Genomic DNA, 20,793 nt, shown 5'->3' with positions numbered 1-20,793 from the left:
ACTCCCAACTGGGAGCAGATAGCTTTCTAATTAAACCTGGAAATCAGATAAAATTACTGACTGGCCGTAAAGTTATGAAACATACGGGCGAACATTGGAGCGATAATTGCGTCACCACGCAAATTCAAGTGATCGTCATCATAATAAATCGGCACTCCATTGACCGCGGCGTAGCATTTATCTCCCCGACACAAATAGGGTAAAGGATCTAGTATTTTTACCCCGCAAGCCTCTTTCGCAGCATCCTGTGCTTCCCAGACAAAATTGTGACGCTCCTTATATTCACTCATTGAGATCGCGATATTTCTGTTCATTCCGAACAGCAATGCCCGACCGGAGAAGTGAGGAACATTGATTTTCATCTCCGGAATGGGCCGAACCAGATAAACCTCTCTGGTCTTTGCATATTCACAAGCCGTATTGATAATACCTGCGCGCATTTTTGCAAGATGCTCTGAAAGCCCCTGTTTGTCTGGTGACTCAAAATACATGGGGGCCAAAAGTCCTTTTACGACATCATCAGACTCGTTAGGACCAAACGCGTAAAGAGACGTTCGATTAACTATAATTATAGGGGCGTCTTTCGGTAGCTTTTTTTGCTGAGCCACGGTCCATTCGACAAACTTTCCACATTCATTACGCCCATCCATGGTCTTACTTGTTAACACTGTAGGGCACGCATCTAGCGTCCACTGCAATACATAGCCACTTCTATTCGGTATTGCTTGCTCAACCGCCTTTACAAGGGCAGCAGCATGGCTGTCGCCAATGACAATAGCAGCCAGCTTGCCCTCTCCATACTTACATCCCGTCACTTCTCCCTCTTCATAAACTTTGGAATGATCGAAATGCTTACAAACCTCATGACGCTCGTTCATATTTTGAGCTTGCGCAAAAGCGAGTTCAGCGTTAGAGGATATACGCCCGTTTATTCCGCCAACTGAATCGATAAACAACCCGGGCAACGCAATAACAACCAACAGCACGATAAAAGCAAATACAGAAGTATTTCTTGGAAACCGCCTGAAAGAAAGCAGCGTACTTTTTTCAACAAACGAGAAAGATAAAACACCCAGCGCTAGCGTAGCAATCAGCCCAATACCAACTGCAATAGGTGAATCTAGGTACTCAAGATAAACAAGACCAACAACAATAGGCCAGTGCCAGAGATAAATTGAATAAGATCTAGTTCCAACCCATTGCGCAACAAATGTTGATGTAAAGACAGATCGATCACGACCAGCAAGAAGAACCATCATTGTGCCTATTACTGGCACTAGCGCCAGATATCCAGGCCAAACGTCCGCAGTATTGAAAAAAAGTACAGAATATACAATTAGCGAAAAACCAATGAACTCTACAATCCTTCGCAAGCTTGCAGGATAGTCAAGCTTATTTGCCACTAAAAACACCAACCCTCCAGCAAGCATCTCCCAAGCCCTCATAGGCAGAAGGTAAAATGCAGCAGAAGAATCTGTCACGGAAAGGATAGCAGATAAATATAATGATCCGGCAAATAGGGCTACCAGAATAAAAGCCAATAACTTTTTATCAGGCCTGACTTTCCATATACCTGCCATAATCAAAGGCAACAACATGTAAAACTGCCACTCAACAGAAAGCGACCATGTATGAAGGAGCCACTTCTCATGAGAAGCAGTATCAAAATACCCTGCCTCACTCCAGAATTGGATATTTGAAAAAAACCCCAAGGCACTAGCTATATGTCTGCCGAGCTTACTATAGTCTGCAGGAGGTAGAACAAACCATCCAACAATCAACAGTACCAGACTTAACATCCCAAGAGCGGGAATAATCCTTCTTGCTCGAGCCAGATAGAATGATACAAGAGAGAACTCCCCCTTAATCAGCCCATTATAAATGATACCGGTCATCAAGAAGCCAGAGATAACGAAGAAAACGTCGACCCCGACAAATCCACCGCCGAAACCAGACAAAGAAAAATGATAAAAAACGACAGCGATTACGGCCCAAGCTCGCAATCCATTAATATCCGTTCTGAAACTTTTTTCTTTCTGTTGTGGTGAAGTAGAAATCACAGCTTAAACGTCCTTAAAATTCAAACTTTCGAGTTTCAAACCGAAAAAAAATTAACTTTTAAACAGCTCTGCGTGTTGCCTACAGTTTTCACGAAAATCAACGGGGCAAAATTACGTAGCACAAAAGCTCCTATCGCGCATGACACGTTAAGCTTTTTCCCGTGGCGCCAAAGAATATCAGCTTTTGAGCAAAATTAGTGCTGTTCTTCGGCGCTATCCGAGGAGCCATTTTTTTGACAGTCGTCTAGACCAATAGAAAATGCGTTGCATTTCCGCTAAAACATCAATCGCTTCTGCCGTTTATACAGGGAGATGAAAATGTAAGGCGACGGATGCCTGAGTACCTGACACGAGGCATGTATCGATAAAGGTGAACCCCACACCGCATCAGGTGAAACACGAGCGGACAAAAAGGCCCCACTCCTCTAAAATCACCGCTGGCCAACCAACGACAAAGCGGCTCGGTCCGAAAACCTTACGTTTGTGCATGAAACCAAAGAGTGCAACACAAGTGCCACTTACTTCAGCGACAGCAAAGAATCACGGGAAATTTAGCCTTGACATCAACGGCCTCAGAGCATGGGCCGTAGTGGCAGTAATACTATTCCACTTCAAAATCCCAGGTTTCACCGGGGGGTTCGCTGGCGTGGACATTTTTTTTGTAATCTCCGGGTTACTGATGACAAAAATAATCATCGAGAACCTAGAGCAGAAAAAATACAAGAATAAAATATTTTTATTATGCGATTTTTACTTTTCAAGAATGAAACGTATTTTGCCAACATTATTGGCATTGTGTTTTTCATTAATCGTAATCGGATGGTTCTGCCTAGGCCCAGTGGAATACATCACGCTGGGTAAGCATGTAACAAGTGCAGTTCTATTTTTTTCCAATATTGAATTTCAGCAAGAGGCCGGCTATTTCGATTCCGCATCTCATGAAAAGTGGTTGCTTCATACATGGTCTCTCGCAGTGGAATGGCAATTTTATCTCGTCTTTCCTTTAGTACTCCTGGCGGCTTGGAAATCAAGACCAGGCCGTCTTCCCATTACGTTAATAATTGCGGTGACGTTCATAGCCTCTTTCGGCGCATCTATGTATTACACCACCGTGCAACCTACCAAAGCTTTCTATTTCCTTCCTACGCGCGTGTGGGAAATGCTTGCCGGCAGCCTGGTGTTTTTGCTTGGAGCTCGTTTACAACTTTCTTCGAGAAACAACCGGATCATTGAATTTACTGGTCTATTGTTAATTATTCTCAGTATCTTCGTATTTGACGAAAACACCGCTTGGCCAGGTAGTTATGCCATGGTTCCAGTATCAGGCACAGCGCTTGTACTACTCGCTGCGCGACAAGACTCCCTCTTTACTAGCAATGCACTCGCTCAGTGGCTTGGAACCCGTTCCTACTCGCTTTACCTTTGGCACTGGCCAGTAGTCGTTGGTCTGTATTTTCTAGAGTACTTAGATCTGTTGGCCGCCTTGGTTGGAATCAGCATCACAATTATCCTGGGGCATTTTTCCTATCATTTTATCGAGCGAAAATCTCAAAAAGCCTTAACTGCATTTAGCCCAACTATATCCACAACTATTTTAATTATCGCTGTTAGTGCGCCTGTCATGATAGGGAAAGCTGTTATAGCAAATGAGGGATCTCCTGCACGGTTGCCTGAAAAATACGTGCAGATTCTGAAAGAAGCCCAAAACATGCATCCACGCCGGGGAGAGTGTCATGTGGGGGGTATGATGAAAACTCCTGAATGTACTTATGGCGGGGATCAACTTGGCGTTATTGTTATCGGGGATAGTCACGCGGCCTCAATTATGACCGCCGTTGAAAATGCGCTTCCTGATAAAAGATTAAACGTGCTGCACTGGACCTTCAGTGCGTGTCCGACGTTCATGGGAGTGAAACAGCCTAATACCGCATGTGCAGACTTTGTTAGCTGGGCATTGGAAAAACAAAAAGCCCTTCCAAGCAATGTACCAGTAATAATTATGAACGAGACTTCAGCCTACGTTCACGGTTTTTCTGAAGGGCAAAAACCGACAGTGTACTTTAAGAAACAATACGACGAGCGATCCCCAAAGTATTTACAGGAACTTCGTGAAAGCCTTATTGACGCCGCTTGCGAAATTGCAAAACATCATCCGGTGTTTATAGTACGCCCCATTCCGGAAATGAAGTCCTCCGTACCTGCTACTACTGCGCGAGCATTTTTACTTGGAAAGACCAGCGGTACGTCTATTAGTCTGGAGGAATATCACAAGCGAAATGATTTTGCTTGGGAGGCGCAGGATGCCGCTCGGCAAAAGTGCAATATAAAAATTCTCGACCCCCTACCTTACCTTTGCCATGACGGGCGATGCTATGGCTCACAGGGTGACTGGCCCATATACTACGATGATAATCACTTAAGTGAGCGTGGTTCCAGAATCATCTCTCCACTGTTTCGGGAGGTTTTTAAAAATTTATCTATAACTCAAAAACCACTTTAGCAGACTAGTCTGCTTTCCCCTGCTGAATTAGAAAGCACATATTGTGTAGCAAAATGAATTTCACGACCCATGAAGTGCCAGCTTACAAAACGGAAGAATGGTGTCGATCATGGACTAAAATGCTTTCCGGTGAGAATATAACCGTAATGATGTGGTTGGGCTGAAGAGGTTAAGGAAAAAAGATGGACGAAGCAACAACTCTTGAAAAACTGCTGGCGATTTCATTCAGCTTGAGCATTCTAGGATACGCTCTTATTCTCAAGCATAAATCTCGGTCGTGGGTTACGCCAGGCGTTATCTTTGCTTTATTCTGGTTTTTATTCACGTTTTTTCCGCTGACCGTTATGTTCAACGTCCCAGCCAACCCTTGGGCAACTTTTTTTATAGCAAGTTGTGTTTTCATGTTTGGCCTCCCGGGACTGGCCTCAGGCCTAAGTACGACACTTGAACTTAACTCCCGAAATAAACAGGATTCCCTGGGCTACTATTCCGGTCCGTTTCTGACCTATACCTTCGTCAGCATGCAAGTCATCACGTTATTATGCATATTGATCAACCTGTCTATACAGGGCTTTAGTCCTACAGACTTTGTCTCAGACCTATTTGGTACCGCCAACCGATATTTAGCCCTGCGTTACTCCGGACAGCTAGATCCAAATATATATGCACAACTAGGTGTTGCTTTAAATTACACCGCTGTCTGTCTAGGCGGCCTTATCTTGAATTCAAAAAGAAAGAACCTGGCTAAATTATTTATTTTGGTTCTTAGCTTCGTACCTGCTGCATTGCATATGATTATATATGCAGACAAGGGCACCCTCTTTCTTTGCGCCTCTCTATTCTACGGCGGAGTAATTATAAGTCGGTTAAGGAAAGGTGATACGGCACTCACAAATAAAGCGACGAACAAAATCCTGTTCGGCGCGTTTCTATTGTTAATGCCTGTACTTACTTCCTCCTTTATAGCAAGAGGCATAGAAAGCACTGATACTGGTGACATGGTCGAAAAGTTAAGCTATTACTTATCGTCTTATGCGTTTGGTCATCTGTACGCCTTTTCAGACTGGTTCTCAAGCTACCTTTCCAACCCCTCGCTACAATACTACCGCCACGATGATGGCTTAACCTTTGGATTTTCAACCTTTATGGCACTATTCAGGGTCTTGGGGGATCTAACACTAGTCCCAGATGGCTATTATGACGAGTATTTTAAGTATCAAGAACTTTTGCAGACCAATATATACACCATATATAGAGGTGCCATACAAGACTTTGGAATTCCCGGCACACTACTCTACATGTTAATCACGGGCACGGTATTCAACATTGCTTACATTAAAATACTATCCGAGAAAAACCCTGTCATCTCAGTCGCAATCTATATTTGCATGGCCGGATATATCTACACTTCATTCATCATTAGCATAATGGTTTGGAATAGCATATTTGTGCTATTTTTCTTTCTCACCTTCGCCCTATATGCCAACAACATTTACCAAAATAGACGAAATACAAACCCAACAAAAACTTAACTAACCACAACAAAAAAGCGCTTACCGAACGTAAGCGCTTTTTTTGTTCTGCAACTTACAGAAATGCTTTACTCGACACCCCAAACCGCTTCATGGTTACCTTGTTTGAACTGTTGTGCTTTCCCGCCAGTCACTAGTTCTGCGATTGTTCCTTTCGGAACAGTAAATGTTATTTTTCGATTCGGGTAATCGAAAACAATACTTATCACCCCATGAGGCGTTGGTATCGTCGACTTTGCAGAAAACTGTAATACTCGTGATGGTTTTATTTGCCAGCGATCCCATCCTGGCGCACTAGGACTTACTCCAAGTATAAACCGAGGAATAATATTTGCTGGCGCCGCGCCCCACGCATGTGTCCAGTCTTCGTTGTCCTTGAACTGCACATCCCATGCTTCGTGAGTTATGGTGGCATCATACTTATTGATCATATTCATCCAGCCGCGCTGGGTCTTGTTCAGCATTAACGACAGCGCTAGATCATCCGCTTCGGATTCAAATAATGCTTCCAAAAGATACTGGGCGGTGAATACCGAACTTGGAAAGCCACCGCCATACTCTTGAACCTTTGAATTCAGCTTTTCAACAACCGTATCGCGTTGACCACTATCAACCATGCCAAATGCGAGCGGTATGAACAGGCTTAGCGCCGAGGTATGGTTGGAGCCTATCCCATCCACGTAGGTACCGTTACTTCCCTTTACCTTACTATCCATCGCTGCCTTCAAATTACCGGACAGTTTCTTGAACATCTTATTATCAGCGTCTTCTCCCAGTACTCGAGCAATATCCGCCATGCGAACGAAGCCTTTATAAATAAAGGCGTTTGTAACAGTATTATTCGCAAGCATTTCATGACCATCTCGTTGGGAGGGGGGCCAATCTACTAAATCCCCAAGAGGATAGGTAACCTTGAGTTTAGTCTTAAGAGACTCAGAAAACTTTGTAACATCAACCATGCCCGTGTCAGAAACCCCCTCAGCCAAACTTATGGTTTTCAGCCACTTATAATGCTTCCTTAAAAAATCAACATCTCCGGACTGCAAGTAATCGGCCCACGCCATGAATATCATGTGCGCCTGCCATTCTGTTGGCCAACTTGGATGTTCAACCAGGAACTCGAATGTGCGGCGAGGTACTGATAAATCGTTTACATTGGCAAACCAGCCGAGCATATTGATATAAGCATCGGCCTCATAAGGGAGGCGCTCTCTATCGCCATCAATGAAAACTCCAGCAAAACTGGTGGCTTCAATTGTATGATTCGATAGCTCAAGAATTTTGTTGAGTTCTTCGGCCGTGGAGCCACCGGAGAAACTGGTCGTACCTTGTTTTTTATATTTGGAAGAGCGAGCAAATTCGACGTTTAGGAACTTTTCAGAAAACTCCCCCTTCCATCCGTAAATATCGATGTAGCGGAACGGCATTACCGCGCCAATACTGGCAGGCATCAATCTTTTATCCGACTCAGGTAGCGGTACATCTTGGGGACTTTTGCCCAAAATAATTTCCTGACTCAAATAACGGACGCCAATTTTTTCTGGTCCGGTGCTGGGGAGCGGATCCGGTTCGCTGCTTTCTCTCAGTTTAATAGTAACGGTGTTACCTATGTTTTCTGAATTAGGGTTAATAGTTACCTTTGAAAAATACACCTTCCCATAATCAACCGTGATCTTGTTTTCACTGAACTTCAAGTCTATCGGCGAGACTTTCGACAATACGACAGATCCTTCTATACCAATCGGACGAGGCTGCTCTGCTGCAGATGCCGACAAACAAAAGAAAGCAAAAAAAAATTTAACGAACAACTTCATTTGTGATTCCTCGCCTTACTTTCTCGATCAATTTTTGCCAAAACATGCAAAAATGATTTTAGCATTCCAGAGATATATACTTGATCAAAGCCTCAGTCTTCGAGGCTCGCCAGTTGTTTATCGAGAAATAGCTGTTAGAGCAACGATCGTAGAAGACGCGCATAAAATAATACGCAATCAATCCAAAGATATTACGGTTCTAAACGACGCTGTTGGTAAAACCAGTCTACGATCTCCCCATCGGGAGTGTAGCCACTGACTGTTTCACGAAGCAATTGCCGAACTCTAGTATAGTCATCAGCGACGACCGCTAGCTTTAGCTCAGTCAAGTGAGTTTTCAAATGCTCCCAGGGAATATAGGCCTCATTAGCACTCATGATCATCGGATGTTCGGTTGTTACAACGTTGTCACCAATCAATAGCTCTTCGTATAGCTTCTCACCTGGACGCAGGCCAGAGAACTCAATAGCAATATCTCCATGCGGATTTGATTCAGAGCGTACGCTCATGCCCGACAAGTGGATCATCTTTTTTGCAAGTTCAATGATCTTGACGGGCTCTCCCATATCAAGAACAAATACATCACCGCCAAGTCCCATAGAGCCGGCCTGAATAACTAACTGGGCGGCTTCAGGAATAGTCATGAAATAGCGAGTTATTTTTGGATGCGTAACAGTTAACGGACCACCACTCTTAATTTGCTTGTGAAACAGTGGTATCACAGACCCAGACGACCCCAACACATTTCCAAACCTGACCATAGTAAAGCGAGTTTTGTTAACATTGGAAATATTGCTGCTATCACTGAATAACACCGGTGCAAGTTCGTGACTCAAGGCTTGCAATATCATTTCAGCCAAGCGCTTCGTGCTTCCCATTACGTTCGTCGGCCGAACAGCCTTGTCTGTTGATACGAGTACAAAATTCGAAACACCAGACCTTAATGCAGCCTCCGCTGTATTCAAGGTACCGATAACATTATTCAAGATACCTTCTGAAATATTATGTTCCACCATGGGCACATGCTTATAAGCCGCAGCGTGGTAAACAGTTTCCACCCGCCAGGCTTTCATAACTTCTAGCAGCTTATCTTGATTTCGAATTGAACCAAGTATTGGCAACAATTTAACTGGAAGTGACTCCTTAAAAATTCGCCGCTCCAGTTCCGAAGTAATTTCGTATAGATTGAACTCACTATGCTCAAATAACAAAAGTGTGGTTGGGTTCTGCGAAAGAATTTGCCTACAAAGTTCAGATCCGATGGAGCCACCCGCACCGGTTACAAGTACCACTTTACCTTTGATGCAATGTTCCAGTAAGTTCTCCTTTGCTGGAACAGAATCGCGCCCCAGCAAGTCTGCTATATCAACTTCCTGGATATCATCTACCTTGACCCGTCCGCTTGCCAGATCCATAAAGCCAGGTACGCTTCTAACGTGTAATGGAAAACCTTCCAGGAAGGTAAGAATCTCTCGGCGCCGGGCACGCGTCGACGACGGGATAGCTAAAAGAATTTCTTGAACCCCTGTTACATCCATCATGCGTTTAATGTGTTTAGGTTTATACACCTGCAAACCGGCAATGACACTCTTTGAAAGGCTATGATCATCATCAATAAATGCGACAGGTCGCATCAACTTACCCATTCGAAGTGCGGCAACAAGTTGGTTACCTGCCGCGCCCGCACCATAGATGGCAACTTTAGGAATTCCATCATCCCTGTTAGCAAAAGGCACATGTTGAACAGCAGCAAACCAGTCACCCAGAAAATACTGGCGCATGGACAATCGCAGCCCACCGATCATTATCAGGCTCAGCCACCAGTAGTTAAACATAATGGAGCGAGGCACTACATGTTGATGATTACTGTACCAGTAAACTATGAAGCCTAGTATCAACGCAGAAAGCGTTACAGCCTTGATAATTACAATTAGGGCATCATTACCAAAATAACGCATCACGGCACGGTACATGCCACATCGAATAAAAATAGGAATAGCTACAACAGGAGCAACAAGAAATAACCAGAAGTGCTCTTTAAAGGGATTTATCATTTCGTCGATACCGAGACGAACGATAAATGACATCCAGAGTGCGACCCAAACTAAAATTACATCTGCGGTCAGCTGAAAGGCACGTTTTTTTCGGCGCGGTAAACCCAGCAAGAAACCTCTCAACCCTTCTACTCCCTTCTCAAACACCGCGCAAACCTCCAACGATGAGCACAAAATTACTGAGGCTTATGCAAAAATAACTTTTGCCAACATCTCAAAATAACACAAAACTGCCATATTTCAGGCAGTTTATCAGGCCTAACATTGTGGCAATCGAGCCGACTGCTTTACTGCGTCGCCTTCCGCATCACTTCCGAAAGCACATCACAGGTTTTAGTTATTTCAGAGTCCAGTAGCGTTGGATGAACCATAAACATAATACTCGTTTCACCCAGTTCAACCGCGACCTCAAGCCGCTTGGCAGGGCGCCATCCAGTATTGTCAAAAGCCTTTTCCAAATATACTTCAGAACATGAACCGGAAAAACAAGGCACACCACGCGAGGTGATCTCTGCAAGAATCCTGTCGCGTGACCAGCCTTCTTTCAACGTTTCAGGTTTCAGGAACACATAGCATTTATAAGCAGCATGGGAACAGTCACTTGGAATTTCCGGTACCCGCAGCCCTTTCAGCAGCCTGGCGCTTTCCCAGATCCGATTCGAATTCGCTAGTCTTCGTGCAGTCCAGTCTGCCATCTGACGCAACTGTATTCGCCCCAACACAGCCTGAACCTCGAGCATCCGCCAGTTTGTACCGAAGCTCTCATGCAGCCAGCGGAATCCCGGTTGGTGTTCCTTCTCATATACTGCACTCCAACTCTTGCCGTGATCCTTGTAAGCCCACATAGCCGCCCAAAGATCTCGATCATTCGTTGTGACCATGCCGCCCTCCCCTCCTGTGGTCATGATTTTATCCTGGCAGAAAGACCACGCCCCGATGTGACCTATACTACCGACAGGGGAACCTTTGTACTTTGCGCCATGGGCTTGCGCGCAATCCTCAATGACCTTGAGCTCCAATTCATCGGCCAGCGCCATGATTGGATCCATATCACATGGCCAGCCAGCAAGGTGCACGCAGACAATCGCCTTGGTCCGAGGGCTGCAAACAGCACGAATAGTTTCGGCAGTAATATTTTGCGATTCACGATCAACATCAGCGAAAACGGGAATCGCCCCAGTGTTCACGATACTGGACACCGAGGCCAGAAACGTTCTGGAGGTGACAACGACTTCATCGCCTTCGCCGATTTTCAAAGCTTTGAAAGCCAAGTCCAAAGCAACAGTGCCGTTAGCAACGGCTACTGCATATTGGGTTGCACTCCATACTGCGAATTCCTTCTCAAACTCCCGACACTCTTGTCCTGTCCAATAATTTACTTTATTGGAAAGAATCACGTCACGGACAGCATCAGCTTCCTCATTGGAGAAAGAAGGCCAGGGAGCAAATGGAGTGTTCAACATGGTTATTAGGTCCAAATTTTATAGGTAGGTGAGCTGGGCCCCTGACAGATGGATCTCACGAACATCACCGGTGAGTCTCCGTACAGTTGCACCTGCTAGGTTTTTCAGGCGGGTTGTCACCGGGCCGTCTGGGCCAACTTACTCATTGCCGGTGAATTTTGACATAGAAACCTCACCATCGGCACTGATGCCGTCCCGGACAAGAACCTTACGCACAGTTCTGAAAATAATCTTCACATCCAGCAAAAATGATTGGTTGTCCACATACCAGACATCCAGAGCAAATTTCTCTTTCCAGCTCAGCGCGTTGCGACCATTGATCTGGGCCCACCCCGTCACCCCTGGCCGAACCTCATGCCGGCGATATTGTTCGGCGCTATAGAGCGGCAAGTACTCCATCAAGAGAGGCCTTGGACCAACCAGGCTCATGTCGCCCTTCAAAACGTTTAAGAGTTCCGGTAACTCGTCCAGGCTCGTCGAACGTAAAAAACTTCCAAATGGCGTCATCCGCTCCGCGTCAGGTAACGGATTGCCATCACCATCCAGCGCATCTCTCATGGTTCGAAATTTAACCATTTCGAAGGGAACACCATTGACGCCCGGACGGGTTTGGCGAAAGAGGACAGGTGATCCGAGTTTGCGTTTGATCTGCCAAGCGGTAATGACGATTACCGGCGATAGCAAGACCAGCCCTATGACAGACGCGACGATATCGAACATTCTCTTGATCAAGCTTTAGCCCCTTCCAGCCAATCCACAAAACGATTGGACAGCAGTGTCCGATCAAATTCCCCCTCAGCCAGCCGCAGTGCGTTCTGGCCCATCACCGTTAACGCATCCTTATCGTCGGAGGCAATTTCAAGTGCCGTAGCGAAAGCGTTGGCATCTTGCGGAGGCACAGCAAAACCGCATTTGTGCTTGGTAATCATACCGGCCAGCCAGCCTGGGTAATTATTGAGCACTGGCAATCCCGCAGAAATATAATCGAAAAACTTATTAGGTGAGGTACCAAAATAAAAAGCTGGAATGTTAGCCAAAAGCTGCAAACCTATATCGGCACTGGCCATAAGCCCGGACAATTTTGCCTTATTGATCGGCTCATGAAAAATAACGTTATCTAGCTGTTCCGACTCGGCTCGAGCCATCAGCGCTGGTTTTAATTTACCTTGGCCGATCAAAAGCAACTTGATGTCGGACCGACCGCGGCGCTTCAGTTCAGCTGCGGTATCCAGTAATGCATCAAGGCCATTGGCGATACCATGAGTTCCAGCAAAAATTGCAAGCAAATCGGTTTCGGCAACCCCCAGCGGACGCCATGCCTGCACATCTTGATTAAAAAGCTTCAAGTCGCAGCCATTAGGTACTAATTCGACTTTGGCCTTGGAGATGCCCTTATGCACGATACCGTCGACAATGCCAGGCGAAAGACCGATCAGTCGATGAGCAGAATGGTAAGTCACCCACTCGAGTGCAGACATCGCGGCTAATACAACAGGGTTGGTAATAACACCCATGGCTTTTGGCAATTCAGGCCATAAATCTCTTACCTCAAAAACAAAGGGTTTACCTCGCAACCAACGAGCAAAAATCCCCGGTATCCCTGCAGTCAACGGTGTAGTCGTGGCGAACACCACATCATATTTTTCAACTAGGGCAATGCGCACACTTACCAGCGCAAACTTCACAAACGTCAGGGCTCGCTTCAAAAAGCCGTCACTGTTTGAATATGAAATATCAACTTCGATAATGTTGATTCCATCTACAACGCCGGTACGACGCGAGTTGACAAAGGGGCTGGTCAGGCCAGTGTCCCCTCCACCATAGCTCCCACATACCATAGTCACCGTGTGACCACGCTCAATAAGACGTTGGGCCATTTCATAAGATCGAGTACCAACACTTCCCTTGGGCGTAGAAAAATGCTGGTGAAAATAAAGAATATTCATAAGCTCCAACTGTACTTTGTCGTCAATGAACCTGACTGACTGACTTCCAATTCCAAAATTGGAACCTGAGTCTTGTCGAGATAATAGAGAGACTCCCAGCCTTCGACCAACTCAAGCCGGATAATGGGCATCGTGCCGAGAACCTCAATGACATGATCACCACAGCTAAGCCGATTGCCCTCCAACTGCCACTCCCCTGGCCTCAGACGCCAACGAAGAACCGCGCTCTTCCTGACTCCAGAAATATCGTCGACAACCATAAGAGAGTCTTCGCCCAACACTATTTTGCGTTTGTGTTCGGCTCTCGATGCATCCTTGTAGCCAGCTGCAAAGCTGACGGTCGCACCTATCATCTGAAGTGGCTCCAGATGAGATGTCTTCAGCCATCGACCGAACAAGAATCGACTGATCCTTGGCATCTGGTCGCGCCCGTCGAACTGGACAGTATTATGAGCCGCTGTACCGGGAAAATAGTTGAGCCACTTGGCCTCAGTGTTATAAGAATAGGTCCCGGCATCACGCAACAGATTGTCTGCTCCCACCCAAAGGTCAACGTGCAACGCATCCGCCTGGCTCGGTCTGAACCGAAAACGAGGAAACCGTAACATTGCCATGGCATTAGCATTGCGCAGGACGGCGAAACCACCCTCGTCGAAAACCTGGCTACCTTGCGAAACGGCTGTTTCGCTCGACTCTTTTAGCCCCAGCCATCGAATGGGCTCGTCCCAGCGGCCTGCACCGAACCCCTTTCGCCCCCAGAAAAGATTCATGGCAAGTTGAACACTCGGACGAAAGTCACGGTAGTCCGATCGACCCAACTGTAACAACCGAGCGCCGTCATTAGCCCCAAGATTCGGGGCTTCACCATTCTCATCTCTGACCATCGATCGAAGCCAGTTCGTAGCTGCCGCGGCTCGCGAGTACCAGGAATCAGAAAACCGCGGAAGGCTCAGGTGCCTGCGCCAGACCTCGACCATACTGAATGTATCAAGCATCAACCGATGATAGTTGAGGGAATATTGGCTAAAGCTGCCATCAACTCCGATCAATCGTTGCGCTCGGTTTTCCAGCCAACGGGATCCTTGATGAGCCCATTCGACACCTTCCGCACGCCCGTTATGAGCGAGGAAGCTCCCACCAATATAAAGTGCGGCCGCCTCCGAAGTGCCATGATTATTATCCTGAGCCATCGCATAACTAACTGTTGGTGCAATTCTTCTGAGATGTTGATTGATAAGTTCAAGCAGCGCAGGAGTCGCCTCGCCTGTCTGCTCCAGAATCAGCGAAGCCATTATCAAATGCATGACCCGGATAGAAGCTTCCTGACCGCATTTCCAATTAACGCCCTTGTAAGGAGGATTGTTAGCACACCAGTCCGTAAGCCAGCTTTCGAGACGTACGTGATACTGGTTGTCTCCCGCCTTGAATCGCTGCGCAAATGCCAGCAACCAGTCGAGGCGAGACAACTCCCAAACTAGCTTGATATCACCAAGCTGAGCGTCAAAATCGGGTATCTCCCACCAATTCCGTTGGGGCTGGTCGACACGTGCACCTGTCAGCGGGTTGCAATGCCAATCAGGCGGAGCGCTCGTTACCGAATACTCCCAATGGCCGAAAAGCAGCGCGGCCTCCTCCCACTGAATTGGTGGCGCCATCTCCACTGCGGAATAATCGCGATCAACAAAGAAAGGCCCACTCTGCGCAACACCTTGAAGATGCATTGCAGAACTGAGGCCTAATTTAAGTCCCATTCTGTACTGGAAAACCCGAATGAGATTCGGAACTCCCAGTGCAAGAATAGAAGATATTTTTGTTAAAAAACGCATTATTGATTGCGCAATAGCGTTGCAATTTCAATGGAAACTCGAGCGACCTCGAAAACTTCTTCAGCAGGTATTGCAGCGTTACCAGCCTGAATAGCACCCATGAAGCTAGCCGCACAAGCATTCTGACCTTTATCTTGCTTCCAAAGATTAAGCTTCTTAAATCCAGGCCAGCCGAAACCACGTAGCTTACGGAAGTTATCCAACTGAAGAACACGACCGGCGGTGAACACTTCAACACGCTCTTTGGCAAAACTCGAAGCACCGCTCGCCGTGTAAATGATCGTACCGAAGGAGCCGTCTTCAAAACCTAAAGTCATAGACGCTTTATCTTCAGTAATCTCTACGCCGGGAGCATCACCCATCCGGCGAGCTTGTACCGAAATGATCTTGCTGCCTGCAAGAAAGCGCATGAGGTCGATAAAGTGGCACGCTTCGCCAATGATTCGACCACCACCAACATTGTTGTCCTGAGTCCAATGATTCGATGGTATGGCGCCCGCGTTCATTGTCATCAGGAACGTCTTAGGCTCTTTAACCGAGCTTAAAAGCTCTTTCATTTTTACAATATGTGGGGCGAATCGACGGTTAAAACCAACCATCAATTGCGGCCCCTTATCACCGGAATGAGCATTAGCGTAGGCAGCCTGCACCTCATCCAATTCCAAGTGAGTAATTGCCAGTGGCTTTTCTACGAAAACGTTTTTCCCGGCAGCCAATGCCTTACCCACGAAATAGGCATGACTATCATGGCGAGTAACGATTGCTACGGTATTTATCGACGAGTCAGCCAGCATCCCGTCGACATCTGTGGAAGCGACTGCAAAACCAGATTTAGCACCGTGTATGACTCCACTCACACCACCAGCAGTAACGATGGTATGAAACTGCGCACCAGCAGTTTTAAAGGCTGGAATCAAAACCCGCGAAGCATAGTTTCCAGCGCCGATGAAACCCAATACCGGGCGTTGAGCATTGAAGGTGCTTGCAGAGTGAAGAACGACACTCTTGTTCGTTCTCTCTGCAACATCGGATGTGTAATCCAGGCATATGCCTAATCCGGACTTATCTTCGGTGAGCATGCTGTAAGCTTTGGCAGCATCTTCGAATGCAAACCGCTGGCTGACAAGTGGTTTGACGTCCAACTGCCGCGAGGCAAGCATATCGAGAATCGCTTCAAAGTTTCGCTGCTCAGTCCAACGAACAAATCCAATCGGGTAATCCTGGCCCTTGTCTTCATACGATGGATCATAACGGCCCGGGCCATACGAGCATGAAACCTGAAAGCTCAGTTCTTTCTCATAGAAATCAGCACGATTAAGCTCGAGTCCTGTCACACCCACCAGCACGATACGACCGCGCTTACGAGACATCTTTGCCGCATGGGTGACAGGATCGCTAGACTTGGTAGAGGCGGTAATGATGACTCCGTCAACACCGTGACCACGACTGAATGCCATCCCTGCTGCAACCGGATCCTCACCTTTGGCTGGATTACATGTACTCGCACCAAACTGACGAGCCAGAGTAAGTTTTGATTCATCAAAATCGATCGCCAGTACCCTGCAACCCTGCGCGCGTAACAATTGGACGGTTAGCAGACCGATCAATCCCGCGCCGATGACGACAAATGCCTCTCCAAGCGTGGGTTCAGCAAGCCTGATACCCTGTAGACCGATACTTGCAACTACGGTAAACGAAGCGTCGATGTCATCAACTTCATCAGGAATAAGGGCGCATAGCTTATTTGGAACTTTGACTACGTCAGAATGAGCACCATTAGAGACAACCCGGTCACCCACTTTAAAGCCATCTACACCTGCGCCAACCTCATGGATAACGCCGACGTTGCAATAGCCCAATAGCAATGGTTGGGCCAATTTTGACTGGACAGCCTCAAGAGTAGTAACAAGCCCGTCAGTCTGAATTTTCTCTAGTACCATTTTGACTTTTTCGGGCTGCTGGCGGGCCTTCTCTAAATAAGAAGCCTTACCAAAACCCACCAACATACGTTCAGTACCAGCCGAAATCAGCGATACTCGGGTATGGATAATAAGGTTACCGCGAGAGACTTGGGGAGCAGGAGCCTCGGTAATAGTGGTTCCGCCTTTCGCCATGTCCTGCAAAATCTGTTTCATAAAACCACCATCAAGAATGATAAGTATCGACAATATATTTCAAGGACTTTACATGCTCGCTCGCGATGAACTCGAGCTTCTCGCGGGAAGTAGATCCGTGGTCATCATCAACGATCGCTATACTTGGCTGGTACTGGACCTTTAATCCGATCCTTAGACATTGTTCGGCTACAAAGTCTTCTTCGCCAAATAAAAACTGAGGGTAGTCTACTGAACCACCCTGTACGAAATACCGGTTAGTGAATAAAATAAATGATCCATGAGGAGAGTAAAAAAATTCACCTGGAGCTACTGTGCCGATAGCACTTTTAACTTTCAGGTCCGAAAGTTTACGATAAATCTTGAACAACCATAGTCGCTTGAAGATGAAAATATTTTTCAACAAAGAGTAGCGTGTGGGTCTGAACAAAGTCTTTGGATTTAAATCCCCCCCCCGTTCCTTGGAAAGGATCGCAGGCGCGATAATGCCTACCTGTTCAGATACCGTCGCTATTTGAGCTTTCAATGACTTAAAAAAGTCTGCGCGCACAGTTAGATCGACATTTGAAATCGCGACGCAATCAAATTCACTTAATGAACCAAGCAACTCCGCTCCTTTCTTGAATCCTGGAAAATAACCAACATTCTCAGATTTCAAATAGTGAGTATTGAAGCCCATTCCTGAGATGTCCGCCAAGACCTTTTGGTTCGCTTCTTTTGTCGAGTTATCGACAACAACAAATGTAAATTCAATTCCTGCCGACTGATCAAAAGACTCTTTAAGGGAAGCCGCAAACCTTAGCAAATGATCGTACGCATTATAACAAACACAAACTATCGCTACTTTCATATCAACCTGCACAATTAAAGTTTCCGACGAGTTTGATTCGCACATAATGAGAAAAAATTAAAATCATGCCGAAAAATATCGCGCCAACAACGAATCTCGCTCCGAGAATGTTGGGTAGTTGATTAGCACAGCTTTATACACACCTTTGAATACAAAAAGGCTCCCCGCTGCAGCGCCCACTACTCCAAACTTACTGATCAGTGCGCCCACATCTTCCAACGAGCCAGCTCCACCCAGAATCGTCAGAGGGACATGGACCTTTTGGTGTACTTTATCAGCAACATCAAAATTATAACCTTTCATTACACCATCGTAGTCGATGGAGTTGATAACAATCTCGCCCACACCTTGCTCCTGGAGTTCGTTACACATCTCCAGGAGGCATTTGCCGGTGTTCTTTTTACCGTTATTGATCCATACGTCGTATCGACCACCCAACAGTTTTTTCTTGACGTCGAGAACAACAACGACACTTTGACTTCCAATTTCTTGCGCGATTTCTCTAACCAGAGCAGGATTTTGGATCGCCGCCGAGCTGATCGCAATTTTCTCGACGCCTAGCCCAATTATTTTGCGCGCTTGCTCAACCGTAGATATACCACCGCCATAACAAAAAGGCATTCGACATTCCATTGCCATTTTTTTTATAAGCGCATAATCCGGTTCGCGACCTTCCGCCGAGGCATCGATATCGAGAACGATCAGTTCATCGACTTCTTTCTCGTTAAATATTTTTACTGCATTGAGAGGATCCCCAATATATTTTGATTCTTTAAACTTTACAGTTTTGACAAGACCTTTATTTCGAATGAGCAAACACGGAATTATTCTGGGCCGCAGCATTTATTATAACTCCGAAAAATTCTTTAATAAGTTTACGCCAAAGTGATGACTCTTTTCCGGGTGAAATTGCACCCCATACACTGACCCAGCGTTGACCGCACAGGTAAATTCTTCACCGTAGATCGAAGAAGCTAATGCGTGCTTTTGATCCGCACATTCAAAATAGTAAGAATGCAGAAAATAGTATTTAGGGGGTTCCAGAAAATCTTTGAATAACCCCCCTTCGTTCAAAGGCACTACATCATTCCACCCCATATGGGGTAGTTGCTTTACTTTAGCCAAGTCAAACTTCTTGACGGTCCCGGGCACCCAGCCCAAGCCGGGAAGCTCGCCTTCATCGCTAAAGTTGGCAAGCATTTGCATTCCGACACAGATACCCAGTACCGGCACCTTTTGGTTTAGAACCAGGTCATCCAACCCTTCGCGCATTCCCGAGCGATCCAAGCTGATCATTGCATGGTCAAAGGAACCAACGCCTGGAAGAATTAGTTTAGTGGATCCGACAAGATCTCGATGAGAGGTCGCCACTCGGCATTCGATATTGAGGCGCTTATAAAGATTTATAAACGACAAAATGTTCCCAATCCCATAATCAATGACGGTGATCATCTCTTGACGGCCCTCTCCATACCCAGCATGTGCATAACCTTGGCACCGAGGTCGAATAGATAGCGTTGAGATTTGTAGTCACGGTATGACTTGTTCGGCAACTTCATCAACGCTGTAAGTTCTGCAACTGTCATGTCTAACTTATTCGCGATGTATTCGAAATCTTGCTCGATAGTTTCTTTATCGTATGCCGGCTGGGCCAGATTGCTCAGAGCTTCTTCGCGAGTCATTTGCCCAGTTAGAATCAAACTTGAGTACTGAATTTTCCGGGTATCGTAGCCGAACTTCGTTGGCAACCAATAGCCTTCATAGAACTTGGTGAAACGCGACTCGTCATGTTTACGCGGATACGACTTCCAGCCGTACTCTTTCGACAGTGTTTCTATGGCTTCTGATCGGATGTAGGGGACGTAGTTCAAAGGTTTAACGACCTTGACGCCTTTGAGAAAACGCAAATAAACCTTGTGAAACCAGATACTACTCAGCGGGTAATCAACAAGAGGACGCTCACCAAACTTTTTATGAATATCTTTCAACTGCCACATGTCAGTGCCGTAATACATCCACTCCAACGGATTCCTCACACACTCTGTAGAATAGTTGCCGCCGTTCAGAATATATTTGATTCCGTGCTTATTCGCAAAATGGTAAAGCGTTGCAATAAAAGCGTGATCCTGAGGAATATCAATATGCGGAACAGATGCCTTGAAGAATGCACGTTGGAAGTCCTTCATCTCCTCCCAGTTAATTACCTCAGTGTACAAGTCGAGCCCCAACTTCTCGACGATCACTTCGATGTTATGTACCGCCAACTGGGAATTCCAACCGCCATCAACATGAAATACTAACGGGCGAAGACCGAATTCTTTAACGGCGATATGCAGCAAGTATGAGCTATCCAGGCCTCCGCTCATGCCCATTATGCAATCAAATGGCTTACCTTTATTCTCGGCCTTGATCTTGTCGAAAATTTCAGTGATCTGCTGCCGACCCTTGGGCCCGGTATCCCAGTGAGGTAGCAGGTCACGATAGTAGCCGTTACAGTGATCACAAACCCCTTTGTCATCAAATACAATATTTTCGTCTGTAGTGTCCATCACACAGTTCGTGCAAATTTGATAGGGTCTTTTACTCATACTAGCTCCGGGTATATTAATCATTGACACTCAAGGTGTCTAAATT

Annotated in this window: 14 protein-coding genes; 2 read left to right on the top strand and 12 right to left on the bottom strand. The window is 46.2% G+C overall.

The features are described 5' to 3' along the window. Positions 1 to 53: 53 nt before the first annotated feature. Positions 54 to 2,060 (bottom strand): acyltransferase family protein, encoded by a 2,007-nt coding sequence (locus tag QFW87_RS09020; RefSeq protein WP_283190314.1) that lies wholly within the window; start codon positions 2,058 to 2,060, stop codon positions 54 to 56. A 487-nt stretch (positions 2,061 to 2,547) separates the two neighbouring features. Between QFW87_RS09020 and QFW87_RS09015 the strand changes: the two genes are divergently transcribed. Continuing rightward, positions 2,548 to 4,560, top strand: a complete 2,013-nt coding sequence (locus QFW87_RS09015; RefSeq protein WP_283190313.1) for an acyltransferase family protein — start codon at positions 2,548 to 2,550, stop codon at positions 4,558 to 4,560. 182 nt (positions 4,561 to 4,742) lie between these two features. Then, positions 4,743 to 6,092 carry an O-antigen polymerase gene (locus tag QFW87_RS09010; protein WP_283190312.1) on the top strand — a complete coding sequence of 450 codons (1,350 nt, stop codon included), beginning with the start codon at positions 4,743 to 4,745 and terminating at the stop codon, positions 6,090 to 6,092. Between the two features lie 68 nt (positions 6,093 to 6,160). Here QFW87_RS09010 and QFW87_RS09005 read toward each other — a convergent pair whose 3' ends face one another. From QFW87_RS09005 to QFW87_RS08955, 11 genes are all read right to left on the bottom strand, one after another. Then, positions 6,161 to 7,906, bottom strand: coding sequence for an alpha-L-rhamnosidase C-terminal domain-containing protein (locus QFW87_RS09005; protein ID WP_283190311.1), 1,746 nt, complete (start codon positions 7,904 to 7,906; stop codon positions 6,161 to 6,163). Between the two features lie 191 nt (positions 7,907 to 8,097). Then, a complete protein-coding gene (locus tag QFW87_RS09000; RefSeq protein ID WP_283190310.1) occupies positions 8,098 to 10,107 on the bottom strand; it encodes a nucleoside-diphosphate sugar epimerase/dehydratase in 2,010 nt (669 codons plus the stop codon). Positions 10,108 to 10,247: 140 nt separating this feature from the next. Then, positions 10,248 to 11,423, bottom strand: coding sequence for a DegT/DnrJ/EryC1/StrS aminotransferase family protein (locus QFW87_RS08995; RefSeq protein ID WP_283190309.1), 1,176 nt, complete (start codon positions 11,421 to 11,423; stop codon positions 10,248 to 10,250). A gap of 138 nt (positions 11,424 to 11,561) precedes the next feature. Next, positions 11,562 to 12,155 carry a sugar transferase gene (locus QFW87_RS08990; protein WP_283190308.1) on the bottom strand — a complete coding sequence of 198 codons (594 nt, stop codon included), beginning with the start codon at positions 12,153 to 12,155 and terminating at the stop codon, positions 11,562 to 11,564. Further along, positions 12,152 to 13,369, bottom strand: coding sequence for a glycosyltransferase family 4 protein (locus tag QFW87_RS08985; RefSeq protein ID WP_283190307.1), 1,218 nt, complete (start codon positions 13,367 to 13,369; stop codon positions 12,152 to 12,154). The genes QFW87_RS08990 and QFW87_RS08985 overlap by 4 nt, the downstream gene beginning before the upstream one ends. Further along, the gene (locus tag QFW87_RS08980; RefSeq protein ID WP_283190306.1) at positions 13,366 to 15,195 is read right to left on the bottom strand and encodes an alginate lyase family protein; all 1,830 of its coding nucleotides are present in this window, start codon (positions 15,193 to 15,195) and stop codon (positions 13,366 to 13,368) included. The genes QFW87_RS08985 and QFW87_RS08980 overlap by 4 nt, the downstream gene beginning before the upstream one ends. Continuing rightward, the gene (locus QFW87_RS08975; protein ID WP_283190305.1) at positions 15,195 to 17,330 is read right to left on the bottom strand and encodes a bi-domain-containing oxidoreductase; all 2,136 of its coding nucleotides are present in this window, start codon (positions 17,328 to 17,330) and stop codon (positions 15,195 to 15,197) included. The genes QFW87_RS08980 and QFW87_RS08975 overlap by 1 nt, the downstream gene beginning before the upstream one ends. A gap of 10 nt (positions 17,331 to 17,340) precedes the next feature. Next, positions 17,341 to 18,159, bottom strand: a complete 819-nt coding sequence (locus QFW87_RS08970) for a glycosyltransferase (protein ID WP_283190304.1) — start codon at positions 18,157 to 18,159, stop codon at positions 17,341 to 17,343. Between the two features lie 63 nt (positions 18,160 to 18,222). Then, positions 18,223 to 19,002 (bottom strand): AglZ/HisF2 family acetamidino modification protein, encoded by a 780-nt coding sequence (locus tag QFW87_RS08965; RefSeq protein WP_283190303.1) that lies wholly within the window; start codon positions 19,000 to 19,002, stop codon positions 18,223 to 18,225. A gap of 3 nt (positions 19,003 to 19,005) precedes the next feature. Next, entirely contained in the window at positions 19,006 to 19,611 is a 606-nt protein-coding gene (hisH, locus tag QFW87_RS08960; RefSeq protein WP_283190302.1) for an imidazole glycerol phosphate synthase subunit HisH, read from the bottom strand. Beyond that, complete coding sequence (locus tag QFW87_RS08955; RefSeq protein WP_283190301.1) at positions 19,608 to 20,747, bottom strand: N-acetyl sugar amidotransferase; 1,140 nt, start codon at positions 20,745 to 20,747, stop codon at positions 19,608 to 19,610. The genes hisH and QFW87_RS08955 overlap by 4 nt, the downstream gene beginning before the upstream one ends. Positions 20,748 to 20,793: the final 46 nt, after the last annotated feature.

This window comes from Pseudomonas sp. PMCC200344 (assembly GCF_030053095.1).
Lineage (GTDB): Bacteria > Pseudomonadota > Gammaproteobacteria > Pseudomonadales > Pseudomonadaceae > Aquipseudomonas > Aquipseudomonas svalbardensis.
Note: the sequence above shows the minus strand (reverse complement) of the source record. Positions and strands in the feature narration are given on the sequence as shown.

What these genes read in the sequence shown, in the direction of transcription:
- QFW87_RS09015 (WP_283190313.1), top strand. Translation starts at nt 2,548, where the DNA reads ATGAAACCAAAGAGTGCAACACAAGTGCCACTTACTTCAGCGACAGCA.
- QFW87_RS09010 (WP_283190312.1), top strand. Translation starts at nt 4,743, where the DNA reads ATGGACGAAGCAACAACTCTTGAAAAACTGCTGGCGATTTCATTCAGC.
- QFW87_RS09005 (WP_283190311.1), bottom strand. Translation starts at nt 7,906, where the DNA reads ATGAAGTTGTTCGTTAAATTTTTTTTTGCTTTCTTTTGTTTGTCGGCA.
- QFW87_RS08995 (WP_283190309.1), bottom strand. Translation starts at nt 11,423, where the DNA reads ATGTTGAACACTCCATTTGCTCCCTGGCCTTCTTTCTCCAATGAGGAA.
- QFW87_RS08985 (WP_283190307.1), bottom strand. Translation starts at nt 13,369, where the DNA reads ATGAATATTCTTTATTTTCACCAGCATTTTTCTACGCCCAAGGGAAGT.
- QFW87_RS08980 (WP_283190306.1), bottom strand. Translation starts at nt 15,195, where the DNA reads ATGCGTTTTTTAACAAAAATATCTTCTATTCTTGCACTGGGAGTTCCG.
- QFW87_RS08975 (WP_283190305.1), bottom strand. Translation starts at nt 17,330, where the DNA reads ATGAAACAGATTTTGCAGGACATGGCGAAAGGCGGAACCACTATTACC.
- QFW87_RS08970 (WP_283190304.1), bottom strand. Translation starts at nt 18,159, where the DNA reads ATGAAAGTAGCGATAGTTTGTGTTTGTTATAATGCGTACGATCATTTG.
- QFW87_RS08965 (WP_283190303.1), bottom strand. Translation starts at nt 19,002, where the DNA reads ATGCTGCGGCCCAGAATAATTCCGTGTTTGCTCATTCGAAATAAAGGT.
- hisH (WP_283190302.1), bottom strand. Translation starts at nt 19,611, where the DNA reads ATGATCACCGTCATTGATTATGGGATTGGGAACATTTTGTCGTTTATA.
- QFW87_RS08955 (WP_283190301.1), bottom strand. Translation starts at nt 20,747, where the DNA reads ATGAGTAAAAGACCCTATCAAATTTGCACGAACTGTGTGATGGACACT.